At 41.1% G+C, this 11,113-nt stretch carries 11 protein-coding genes; 5 read left to right on the plus strand and 6 right to left on the minus strand.

Going from position 1 to position 11,113, the window contains the following annotated elements:
• Positions 1–2: 2 nt before the first annotated feature.
• Complete coding sequence (locus I8751_RS02130) at positions 3–716, minus strand: C40 family peptidase (RefSeq protein ID WP_214437506.1); 714 nt, start codon at positions 714–716, stop codon at positions 3–5.
• Positions 717–738: 22 nt separating this feature from the next.
• Between I8751_RS02130 and I8751_RS02135 the strand changes: the two genes are divergently transcribed.
• A complete protein-coding gene (locus I8751_RS02135; protein WP_214437507.1) occupies positions 739–1,671 on the plus strand; it encodes a serine hydrolase in 933 nt (310 codons plus the stop codon).
• Between the two features lie 574 nt (positions 1,672–2,245).
• Here I8751_RS02135 and I8751_RS02140 read toward each other — a convergent pair.
• Together I8751_RS02140 and I8751_RS02145 are read right to left on the minus strand one after the other, a co-directional pair.
• A complete protein-coding gene (locus I8751_RS02140) occupies positions 2,246–3,904 on the minus strand; it encodes an alpha-amylase family glycosyl hydrolase (protein ID WP_214437508.1) in 1,659 nt (552 codons plus the stop codon).
• A 302-nt stretch (positions 3,905–4,206) separates the two neighbouring features.
• The gene (locus tag I8751_RS02145; RefSeq protein ID WP_214437509.1) at positions 4,207–4,584 is read right to left on the minus strand and encodes a DUF1823 family protein; all 378 of its coding nucleotides are present in this window, start codon (positions 4,582–4,584) and stop codon (positions 4,207–4,209) included.
• 255 nt (positions 4,585–4,839) lie between these two features.
• Between I8751_RS02145 and I8751_RS02150 the strand changes: the two genes are divergently transcribed.
• Positions 4,840–5,142, plus strand: a complete 303-nt coding sequence (locus I8751_RS02150; protein WP_214437510.1) for an acylphosphatase — start codon at positions 4,840–4,842, stop codon at positions 5,140–5,142.
• Positions 5,143–5,145: 3 nt separating this feature from the next.
• Here the strand turns inward: I8751_RS02150 and I8751_RS02155 are convergent, their stop codons facing one another.
• Entirely contained in the window at positions 5,146–6,141 is a 996-nt protein-coding gene (locus I8751_RS02155; protein WP_318780279.1) for an AraC family transcriptional regulator, read from the minus strand.
• A gap of 147 nt (positions 6,142–6,288) precedes the next feature.
• On the opposite strand from I8751_RS02155, the gene I8751_RS02160 reads away from it, so the two are divergent.
• Both I8751_RS02160 and I8751_RS02165 read left to right on the plus strand, forming a co-directional pair.
• Positions 6,289–6,876 (plus strand): cupin domain-containing protein, encoded by a 588-nt coding sequence (locus I8751_RS02160; RefSeq protein WP_214437512.1) that lies wholly within the window; start codon positions 6,289–6,291, stop codon positions 6,874–6,876.
• Positions 6,877–7,078: 202 nt separating this feature from the next.
• Positions 7,079–7,834 carry a DUF4386 domain-containing protein gene (locus I8751_RS02165; RefSeq protein ID WP_214437513.1) on the plus strand — a complete coding sequence of 252 codons (756 nt, stop codon included), beginning with the start codon at positions 7,079–7,081 and terminating at the stop codon, positions 7,832–7,834.
• Between the two features lie 150 nt (positions 7,835–7,984).
• Here the strand turns inward: I8751_RS02165 and I8751_RS02170 are convergent, their stop codons facing one another.
• A complete protein-coding gene (locus I8751_RS02170) occupies positions 7,985–8,971 on the minus strand; it encodes a zinc-dependent alcohol dehydrogenase family protein (RefSeq protein WP_214437514.1) in 987 nt (328 codons plus the stop codon).
• Between the two features lie 219 nt (positions 8,972–9,190).
• On the opposite strand from I8751_RS02170, the gene I8751_RS02175 reads away from it, so the two are divergent.
• A complete protein-coding gene (locus I8751_RS02175) occupies positions 9,191–9,895 on the plus strand; it encodes a P-loop NTPase family protein (RefSeq protein ID WP_214437515.1) in 705 nt (234 codons plus the stop codon).
• 169 nt (positions 9,896–10,064) lie between these two features.
• On the opposite strand, the gene cobM is transcribed toward I8751_RS02175, so the two are convergent.
• Complete coding sequence (gene cobM / locus I8751_RS02180) at positions 10,065–10,847, minus strand: precorrin-4 C(11)-methyltransferase (protein ID WP_214437516.1); 783 nt, start codon at positions 10,845–10,847, stop codon at positions 10,065–10,067.
• Positions 10,848–11,113: the final 266 nt, after the last annotated feature.

Here is an 11,113-nt window from a genome sequence, read left to right on the forward strand (position 1 = left end):
CTTCAGCGTCCTCTGGCTCTGTGTGGTTTGTAACTCTGAATAACTCTGCCAGCGCCTCGCAGCTGCTGATAGTATGACTGACTCACCGCATCTCCCTGTTCCGAGAGTATGTCAATTCCAATACCATTTCGTCCTTGGTTTTGTCCAGAGCTATGGATGTAAGATCCATCTCCCAAATAAAGTCCAACATGAGTGGTTTTTTCGGGAGTACCAAAAAAGACTAAATCTCCTGGTTCTAAGTTGGTAATGGCAATTGCCTGGGTAAAATCTTCTTGTTGATAGGCATCTCTAGGCAACCAAATACCCACAGAAACAAATGCCGCCTGCATTAACCCAGAACAGTCGTAATTTGGGCCGACCGTACCACCCCAAAGGTAATAATTTGGCTGTTGCATCGCTGTTTGTGTGAAAGCGATAACCTCTGGTAGCAGTTTTTTGATGTCAGACTCAGAAAATGATTTAGCCTGATAAAGTACAGTAGCAGGTTGTAATAAACCCAAATCGTCAAGGGATACCCACCCTGGATAGTCATCCTCACACAAATACACCTCAAATGCTGAATTTGGATGATTTGATGTTACCTGTAAATGTCGCCCAGAAGCGGCTTGAGTTGCTAGGCGCGTACATGCAGGAGAATCATATAAATTCAGATCAGCAAGACATTGGTATTCTCCCAATTGGGGATTTGGGATTTGGGATTTTAAATTAGAAAGCATTCTTCAAGGTGAATAGCTAATAATGATTTTCTTTAGAAAAGACGAACAACTCGAAAATCTGGGTAATGGCATTTTAGATGCAACTTGGGCAGCATTTCCAAATTTAGCTCGCAATCAAATTGCTCTAACTTGGATTGTTTACGATCCGCCAGTCCCAGTAAATACTGGTGGCGCTCTGACTCCTGACGCTTTTTGGAACCATCCAGTCCGTGGTTTTACTTATCGCGGTGTTGAGCGTATTTACCCCGCGAGTGTAGTCAAGCTGTTTTACCTAGTAGCAGTCAATGAATGGCTGGAAAAAGGTATGAGCCAAACTTCTAAGGAGTTAGAGCGAGCCTTACGCGATATGATTGTGGATTCTAGCAATGATGCTACTAGCTTAATTGTAGATATTCTCAGTGGTACGACTTCAGGCCCAGAGTTACCAGCCGGCCCCTTTGAAACTTGGAAATATCAGCGTAATATTGTTAATCGCTATTATCAATCTTTAGGCTGGGAAGAAATGCAGACGATCAACGTCTGCCAAAAAACTTGGGGTGATGGCCCTTATGGCAGAGAACGGGCATTTTATGGAGAGATGCTGGATAACCGCAATATGGTGACAACAAATGCGATCGCTCGGTTGCTCCATAGTATTGTTGGTGGGGTCGCGGTTTCAAGTGGGCGATCGCAAGCAATGATGGCTTTGCTCAAACGCAGTCTCAACCCAGATGATTTGCCTACTGACGTAGAAGAAGATCAGGTGACAGGTTTTTTAGGTGGAGGTCTTCCCCAAAATGCTCAAATTTGGTCAAAAGCAGGTTGGACAAGTCAAGTTCGTCATGATGCAGCGTATATTGAATTGCCAGAGCAGCGCCCCTACATAGTAGTAGTATTTACAGAAGGCAAAGCACACGCTAAGAGCCGCGCTATTTTACCCTTCATCTCGAAGCTATTCGCCGAAGCAAGCAGTTAGTAGTTTATAAATGAATGCCCTCATAAATTCTCCGAGGGCATTCTTTATTGTTTTGGACACAACTAAGCAAAAATTAAGAGGCTCTTTGCCTGGATTTTTTCCATAGTTAATATTTCAAATAGTAAACTCCCCTCAAGGCTTGCACTATATTCCATAGACAGGGAATCAAACATCCTTGGGTAGATAAAACAGAGCGCTCGTTATTTATGCCAGGACTACAACAGATTGCGCCTTTGTCTCCCCAATTTTACATTTTTAAGAAAAGGTGTAATTGATAAGTAAGTCGGTACAAATAAAGTTAACTAGTGAGGGTCGTCAGTTGTTAGTTGTCAGTGGTCAGTAGTAAGAGTTTCAGGTATATTGACATTTCGTAACATAGTTATGTTTATTTATGCTCACTTACTTAATTGAAAGCGGTTTATTCAGTCCTAAGTAGAACTTAATAAACCGCTACTGGTTCACTCAATTGCACCTGATGCTTCCTTCACCTGCAATCAAACTTGAGTGATTTATTTCTTGTTGCTCAACAACTGAAGGTTAGAGTGGTGTATTCCATCCTGATGAAACCCCTATATTACTGCCATACAAATACTTTTGCTTCGTAAGACCCGATGTCGGTTATAATCCCATCATCACCAGATTCAACATCATAATCGCCTGTCCATTCATGCCATGTACCACTACTAGGGAAGTTGGGAACGTGATAACCAGCTAGGAAGTTTTCGGAGAAATTGGCTACTACAACGACACGAGAACCTTCATCATTCCAACGGCTATAGGCTAACACCTTAGCTTCAGGATTTTCATGAATAAAATCAATCTTTTCTGTGTAAAGGGCATGATTATTTTTACGCAGATTTATTAACCCTGAGTAGTACTCAGACAAGCCACGATTGAGGTCATGACCTAGCAGTGTCCAATCGATTTTGGCTGATTCTTGTTGTTTGGGTTTATATTCACCAAATTCTTCACCCATCCAAATCAAAGGTACACCAACGGCTGTCATGAGAATAGCTGCGCCCAATCTAGCCCGCTTAAAAGCTTCTTCGTCAAAAATCTCGCGATCGCCTAACTCGACCATAAGATGATTATGGTCATGGTTAGTGAGGTAGTTCACCACATTCGTCGTACCTAAAAAGCCTTGACGCTTGCAGTCAATGACATCTTTAAGGCGTTCTAAATCAAAGGTATCACCGCAGATATGTTCTAAAATACAGTGATAGAAACTATCATGCCAACAACCATCCATTGGGCCATCTACATTGGTGATGCTGGTAGTTTCAGGAATGTGTTCTGCAACACTATAAAAAGGCTTTGTACCAGCAGCTTTTTTCGCTTCCTGAACAATCCAATGCATAAAATCGTAGTTGGCAATTTGCCTTGCGGCATCAAAGCGAATACCATCTATATGATATTCTTCAATCCAAAAACGGATGGTTTCACCAATAAATTTTCGTGCGGGATAAGTCTCTAATTTTTCATCATAATGTTCATAATTGAACTCAGGCCCCCAGTTATTATCAGGGTCACGGGGAGAGTGGTGATACCAATAATCATGATCAATTTGGGTTAATGGGGCGGATGCTTCTGAATGGTTATAAATACCATCAATAATAACGCGGATACCACGATTGTGACACTCATCAATTAGGTTCTTTAATCCTTCTGTAGAACCATAACTAGACTCACTGGCAAAAAAATGCCGGGGGTTGTAACCCCAGCTATAATCACCAGGATATTCTTTGAGTGGCATCAACTCAATAGCGTTGATTCCTAACTCACACAAATAATCTAACTTTTCAATGACATGTTTATACTTACCTCGTGCATAAGGATCATCTTCACCACCAGAAAAGTCTCCCACATGTAATTCATAAATTACTAATTCATGATCAGCTGGTAAAGGTTTATCATCATGCTTCCAAACATAAGTATCAACAATCCTTTCACCATCTTTTACTCGTACAACACCATTATCTTTTCCGCCTATCTCATCAATATCAGTTGCATAAGGATCTGTGACATCAACCCATTGTTCTGGTTCAAAAAACCATGAATTTGACTGCACACGGAATTTATATTTATAAGTGCCATCTTCTAGTTCAACAGTTGTCCGAAAATAACCATCTTCGCCTTTTTTCATGGGAATTTCTTCCCACTCAGAGAAAGAAGCAATTAATGCGGCTCCTTTGTTATAAGGTGCAAATAAATTAAATTCAATCGGTTCTGCCATAAAATTATTTCTAAGAGATAATGTTGGTATTGGTTATTCTCTTAATTATTAATCAATTTGCCAATCAGTCTCTAGAAATAATTATATAAGTACTTCCTCTATCTGGAGGAGGAAATTTTACTCAATAAATAAGCTATTTATTGAGTAATAACTGTTAAAATTATCCTTTAGCAGATGATATTTAAGTTTATACTGCCATAAGGTATAAATAATAAAATAATTAAATAATTTCTATTTCAAGCTTAAAAAAGCAAATACCCAGCAAAATAATGGGTTAATTACCGAATATTTGCTAAAAGTAATTACTCAAATTGGCCGCTATTTTGTTGCAAATAACTTAGTAACCAATTGGCTGCTGTTGCTCTACGAGTTTGCCGAGGCCCAAATTCACCAATTTTATAACCTTTAAAGCCCAATTTCTCTTTCGCTATTTGTTTGTTTTCTTGAGGAATAGAGCGTGTTAGCTTGACTGTTGCAGGACGACTATCAATAAAATCTGGCGGTTGCGGATATTCATCTCGCCATTCTTTTACGACTTCACTAGTATCCCATGTTTCTGTGGACGTATTATAACGATATCCGAGATAATACCATACCAATTGATTAACTGTAGCATCATCAATTTTATCGTTGAGAATCGCCCAAATTGTTTCTGTGTTGAGTGATGGTAAATTAGACATAAGCAATTAAAAATCTACAATTTGCGTGTAATCAAGAATCGAGAGTTAGAGATACATTCATCCAATAGACAACAACTAATAGGCAGTAAAAACAATTTACCACTATCTTAAAAACTCCTAAAGATTGGGATGAATCTATCCTTATTTACGCCTGCTAGAAGAGTTATCCGTCAAAACCAAAAGTGTTTGGCTGAAAAAGTCGTTCGTGTATCCACAAAGCAGGTAGACTGGAAATCGTAAAGAATAGAGCAGTCAATGCAGAATCCCACTCTACTGCCAAAAATCATTCGTGCCCATGTATTCATTTCCGGTCGAGTCCAAGGGGTAGGCTATCGCTATGCTACTGTCGATACAGCCAGCCAATTGGGATTAACAGGTTGGGTGCGGAACCTTCCCGATAACCGTGTAGAAGCAGTTTTTGAAGGGGCGCGGGAGATTGTGGAAGATATGATTCGCTGGTGTCACTCTGGGCCACCTGCGGCTGTAGTCAAAGATGTTGTGGTTGAGTATGAAAAGCCGGAAGGGTTGCGGGGATTTGAAGTGAAGCGGACTGAGTAGATTTTACTGGAGTGCTTGATAAGCCCGTGGGGTTTTTCCTGTCCATCGTTTAAAGGCACGGTGAAAGGCACTCGGTTCCGAAAAGCCTAGCAAAAAAGCTACATCATGTATGGGTGTATCGGTTGTTTTGAGGTGTCGTAGTGCTAATTCTTTGCGTGTAGCATCCAAGAGTTGTTGATAAGAAGTACCTTCTGTTTGTAATTCGCGCTGCAAGTTACGAACACTAATCGCTAAACTATGAGCAATAGTTTTCAACGAAGGGACTTCTCCTTTTAAGTGGTGAGAAATCGCTTGCACCACAAGTTTACTATGGGTATCTTCTTGGCTCAATTCATTTAACATTGCTGTTGCATGTTGTTCAAATAAAGATAAGAGGCTGGGATTGGCTGACAAAACGGGCCAATTCAAGCAATCGACATCCAAAATCATGCGATTAGTTGATGCTTTAAAGCGTATACCTGTGCGAAATATGCGCTCATGTTCAGAAATATTATTGGGTTGTGAGTGTTGAAACCAAATTGCGTGAGGGTAAAGTTGTTGACCAGTCAACATTTTTGTAGCTGTGATTAAAGCAGCAAAAGTACTCTCAATTGGATGTCTGGGTTCTTCTAACAAATAGTTTTTTAAGTGGTCTACAATTTCACAGTCACATAATACTTGTCCTTCAAATACTGAGAAATTAATATAAACACCTTGGCTAAATAAATGAGTGTAGCGAGAGAGTTTTTCGAGAACTTGGTTAAATGTATTGCAATTTAATAGTACATAGCCGACGATACCGATCGCAGCAACATTAAAGGCTTCCCCTAAATGCAGACCAAAGTTTTCATCACCTGTTAACTTCACCGCCTCACGCCACAAATCTCTCAAAGGCGCTCCGGTAATTTGTTGGTCGGGCATTTCCATGAGTGCCGGTTCAATTCCCGCTGCTTTACACAAGCTCTTGGCATCAACGCCGTAGGTGGCTGCATATTGAACTATGTCTCTAACGATGGACACAGAGAAAGTTGCCTCTTTCATAGAGTTTCAGGCGTAATTTCTAAATCGGCGTGTTCAGTCAATTCTTTGGCGCGGGATGTCAATTGCAGATGCGGCAGAAGGCATATCTTGAAGTTGAGCGCAACACACGAAAGGAATTTACTGACCATGACATCTGTACAACTACACTCAAATTTAACTCATGCATCCTTCACTACAGAACAGATTGAGAACCCAGTGACAGGCGATCGCATGACGATTCTTTGCTCAACTCATGATAGTAATGGAGAATATGTAAAGTTTCAGTTTGAACTACCACCAGGTTCACAAGGCAGTCCTCTCCATTATCACGATACCATCACAGAAACATTTGAGGTTTTGAGTGGTTCTCTGGAAATGCAATTTGGAGAGTCAGGAAATATCAAAGTCTTGCGACCCGGAGAAATCTTACAAGTTCCGCCTGGGTTGCAGCATAGCTTCCGCAATGCATCTGAAGATTGGGTAACTTTTATCTCAGTAGTTCGACCAGCGGGTGATTTTGAACATTTTCTGCGATCGCTTTATGGATTAGCGATCAATGGCAAAGTTAACAAAGAAGGAGCCCCAACTAATCTTTTGCAATTTGCTTTATTAATCGAAAAAGCAGACACCATTGTTGTTGGACTACCAGTATTTTTACAAAAGCTGATGATTAAAGTTTTAGCTACAGTTGCTCGGCTTTTGCGAGTGGAAAAATCATTAGCCAAATATAAATAATCAGGGGTTGCATAAATGTAGGATGAATTACTTCACGCAGAGGCGCAGAGGCAAGCCACCTCTGTGCGGGGGTTCCCCCCGTTGAGGAGAGTGGCGCGCAGAGAGAATAAGGAGTTTTAGATTTCAATACATAAATTTCATCCCTTGATTCAGCAGCGCCATAAATCAATATTTAGTCAAATTTAATTGGAGGCAAAAATTAATGAACCGCTTACAAATTATCAAAACAACTGGTGTCTTATTTATTTTGTTTTCTATTCTGCTGAATGTACCTTATTATTTACTAACTCAGAATTTTGAGTATGATGACATCTTACGCAAGCCGACTGGTTACGTCCTGACTCAGTTTCATGCAGGCGGTGCTGGATTAATTCTTACTTGGTTTGCCTTTGCTGTGATGGCATTGTTATTTATCCCAGCTAGTGTTTTATTGCAAAAGGTTTTGGGGCGCGAAGATACTCCTTATCTGTCCGCCGCTACTATTATGGGAGTGCTTTCTGGTGTACTACAGTCTGTAGGGCTAATGCGTTGGGTGTTTGTGATTCCCGTGTTAGCAAACTTATATGTTGAATCTGCTAGTCCAGCCACCCGTGAGGCTGTAGTAGTTGTCTATCAAGCAGTTCATCAATATGGTGGTGTGGCACTTGGCGAACAAATAGGGCAATTTTTACTCACCTTCTGGACATTAGGTGTAGGTATGGCAATGCTGAAGTCTCCTTTGTTCAAACCTTGGATTGGCTGGCTTGGTTTAATAACAATACCCTTTTGGCTAATTGGACAAAGTGAACTACTCGCAACAGTTATTCCATCAATGCCTGTATGGGAAGTTACTCCGATAGGTTTTATGATTTGGGAAGTTTGGCTACTGGTAATTGGAGTGCATCTGCTGAGGTTTGCTAGTAAAAGTAGTTCTCGTTGGGTAAACAATTCCAAGATGCCAATCATTGCGTCGGAATGAAGCAGCTATGTGAACTAAGCAAGTTGCTGGGAATCAATCAAACTATGTTGAGTAAGGTAAAAGTATTGAAATAATTTCGTAGTAAGGGCTTTAGCCCTTTTTGTTTGCGTAGCGTCTGTCTACGAGACGCTACGCGAACACTACAAACTTTTAATCCACAACCAACACGGCTGAGCCTTCAATTTTGCCACTACGCAATGCATCTAAAGCTTCATTTGCTTGAGTTAAAGGAAAAGCATTAATTTCTGTATGAATGGGAATTTGGGGAGCTAAAGCCAGAAACTCTTCTCCATCTTGGCGAGTTAGATTAGCAACAGACCGCAAAACTCTTTCTTCCCAAAGGATTTCATAAGGAAAAGCGGGAATCTCGCTCATGTGAATACCTGCACACACCACTACACCACCTTTGGCAACTGCACGTAAAGCAGTCGGTACTAGTTTTCCTACAGGAGCAAAAATAATTGCTGCATCTAAAGGTTCTGGGGGTAACACATCTGAATCACCTGCCCAAACTGCACCCAATTGACGGGCAAACTCTTGTCCCTGGACATCACCAGAACGGGTAAAAGCAAAAACTTGACGCTTTTGATGGCAAGCTAGTTGAATCAATATATGAGCCGATGAACCAAAACCATAAAAGCCCAATGTTTGGGCATCACCAGTCATACTGTAAGCGCGATAGCCAATTAAACCACCACATAATAGAGGTGCAGCTTGTAAATCAGGATAACTCGGATCTAAGGGAAAGCAAAAGCGATGGTCAGCAACGGTGTACTCAGCATAGCCGCCATCCAGGTTATAACCTGTAAACTCGGCATAATCACAAAGATTTTCCCGACCAGAGAGACAATAACGGCAACGATCGCAAGTATGACCTAGCCAAGGTACACCCACCCGTTGTCCTACACTAAATTTATCAACACCATCCGCGATCGCCTCTATCGTACCTACAATTTGATGCCCCAGTACTAGAGGTAGTTTTGGGTGTGTCAATTCTCCATCAACTATATGCAAATCTGTGCGGCAAATAGCGCAAGCATGAACGCGAATCAATACTTGCCCAAAGTTGGGTTTTGGCATCGGCAACTCAACCAAGCGTAGGGGTTGACGCGGTGCTGACAAAATCATTGCACGCATAAGCAGTTAGAAATTTAGGCAATAGGCAATAGGCAATAGGCAATGTGTACCTAGCTTCGCAAAAACCAAATACTAGTCCTATATGCTCTACCTCTATACTACTTAGAATATCAAACCATCAAAGAAAGTTATTAAAACGGCTAGGCCTCAAATCCAAAAACTCTTAAGCTAAATGCAGATATTATCAGATGACATCAATCAGTATTAGGGTTAGTTTTTATGCCGACGATTCATTTGGTGGATGGGGAAAAAGGTGGCGTAGGGAAATCTCTGCTAACCAGGACGATGATTCAGTATTGTCTGGATAAAAAAATACCGTTTGTACCAGTGGAAACTGATAGGTCTAATCCTGATGTGGCTGGTGTCTATAAGGGAATATGTCAGTATGCTGTGTTTACTGAAGATGAACGGCAAGCTGATAAAGCAGATAGAATCTTTGAAATGGCGATGTCTAAGCCAGTAATTGTGAATTTAGCTGCTCAATCTCATAGAGCTGTCAAAGGCTGGATTGAGAGAAATCACTTAATTGATTTAGGAAGTTCTGAGGGAGTGAGTTTTTGCAAGTGGTTTGTGTCTACAGGAGGATATGACAGCCTGAACTTATTTGTGCAATCAGTAAATAGTTACGGCATCAGAATCCCTCATATTTTGGTGAGGAATTTAGGGCTGTGCGACGATTGGGAGCATGTTGAGTCTGACGCTACCATTCAAAATTTAGTTAACAAATATAAGATTCAGGTTGTAGATTTTCCGAAGCTGGCATATAGAGAGAGAAATATTATTGACCAACATCGTCTAACCTTTGCTGAAGCACGAGAATATAAAGAGTTTGGGGTTCTCGGTAAACAGCGAGTTGTGAATTTTCTTAAACTTGCTTATGCGACTTTTGAGACAGTAGGCATTTGGCATGAAGAGGTTAAATAGGAAAATACTGGGTAATAAGAATTGGTAGCGATAGAATCATTTACTGCCTCCCTTTGCCAATAAAAGATATATTATATCTGGAATTAAAAGGCAGGGGAAGCAGGTAAGTAGGATTATGGTACAAATTCAAGGCATTCTCTTCACTCCCTCATACCCCATTTTCCTGCTTTTAATGATGAGAGGAGCGAAATAGATGACTATGTTCAGGATCATATAAACGCGATCGCCCTGTCGCTGGCAATAGTGCTGGACTAATGACATAAAGTGTGGTACGAATCAACTTTTCTGCATGAGTACAGTCTGCCATTTGCTTTAGGGGAACAACCTTGATTTTTTCATCTGGCCATCCTAAACGAAAACAAATTGCGATCGGGGTTTCGGCAGAGTAATGTTCGAGTAACTTGGCTTGGGCATTTTCGACGTGACGCGCACTGAGATAAAGGCAGAGACTAGCTTTATGGGCGGCTAGGGTGGCTAATTCTTCGTTAGCAGGGACTTCTGTACGCCCACTGATACGCGTCAAAATGATGGTTTGGACTAAACCTGGGACTGTCAATTCTATTTTGAGTTTGGCAGCTGCGGCTTGAAAGGCGCTAATACCTGGTATGACTTCAAAAGGGATTTTTGCCTCTGCCAAGAGGTGCATTTGCTCATGGATAGCACTGTAGAGACTGGGATCACCCGAATGAAGACGAACTACAGATTTATGCGATCGCACCCGTTCAATCATCAACGCTACAATTTCTTCTAAAGTCTTATCCGCAGTCCGAATAATTTCCGCATCTTTTCGGCAAAGATGCAAAATTTGTTCGGGTACTAAGGAATCAGCACATAAAATTACATCTGCGACAACTAGCAATTTTTGCGCTTTAACCGTTAACAGTTCTGGATCTCCAGGGCCTGCTCCCACAATATACACTATTGATTCTATGTAATTTATATGATCTTGCATACAAAAGTTTTTAGTGTAGTTACGTAATTACCAGCAGGCAAAAAATTCTCCAGAAATTTTTTTTAGCATTTTCTCAGTGTCTTTCCGGATTGACCTTCTATCCCTAGTAGAAAGAAATGGTAGATGCACCCTGGTTAAGCCCTAGAGAATACTCTGGGGCATTTTTTATTTTTAGTTCGTTGTCAGTGGTCAGTGGTCAGTGGTCAGTTGTTTATTATTCTCTCCCCCTGCCTCCCCTGCTCCTCTGCTCCCCTGCTCCCCTGCTC

Origin of the sequence: Atlanticothrix silvestris CENA357, from assembly GCF_016056295.1 — a bacterium.
Taxonomy (GTDB): domain Bacteria; phylum Cyanobacteriota; class Cyanobacteriia; order Cyanobacteriales; family Nostocaceae; genus Atlanticothrix; species Atlanticothrix silvestris.

What these genes read in the sequence shown, in the direction of transcription:
- I8751_RS02135 (WP_214437507.1), top strand. Translation starts at nt 739, where the DNA reads ATGATTTTCTTTAGAAAAGACGAACAACTCGAAAATCTGGGTAATGGC.
- I8751_RS02150 (WP_214437510.1), top strand. Translation starts at nt 4,840, where the DNA reads ATGCAGAATCCCACTCTACTGCCAAAAATCATTCGTGCCCATGTATTC.
- I8751_RS02145 (WP_214437509.1), bottom strand. Translation starts at nt 4,584, where the DNA reads ATGTCTAATTTACCATCACTCAACACAGAAACAATTTGGGCGATTCTC.
- I8751_RS02160 (WP_214437512.1), top strand. Translation starts at nt 6,289, where the DNA reads ATGACATCTGTACAACTACACTCAAATTTAACTCATGCATCCTTCACT.
- cobM (WP_214437516.1), bottom strand. Translation starts at nt 10,847, where the DNA reads ATGCAAGATCATATAAATTACATAGAATCAATAGTGTATATTGTGGGA.
- I8751_RS02165 (WP_214437513.1), top strand. Translation starts at nt 7,079, where the DNA reads ATGAACCGCTTACAAATTATCAAAACAACTGGTGTCTTATTTATTTTG.
- I8751_RS02170 (WP_214437514.1), bottom strand. Translation starts at nt 8,971, where the DNA reads ATGCGTGCAATGATTTTGTCAGCACCGCGTCAACCCCTACGCTTGGTT.
- I8751_RS02175 (WP_214437515.1), top strand. Translation starts at nt 9,191, where the DNA reads ATGCCGACGATTCATTTGGTGGATGGGGAAAAAGGTGGCGTAGGGAAA.
- I8751_RS02130 (WP_214437506.1), bottom strand. Translation starts at nt 716, where the DNA reads ATGCTTTCTAATTTAAAATCCCAAATCCCAAATCCCCAATTGGGAGAA.
- I8751_RS02140 (WP_214437508.1), bottom strand. Translation starts at nt 3,904, where the DNA reads ATGGCAGAACCGATTGAATTTAATTTATTTGCACCTTATAACAAAGGA.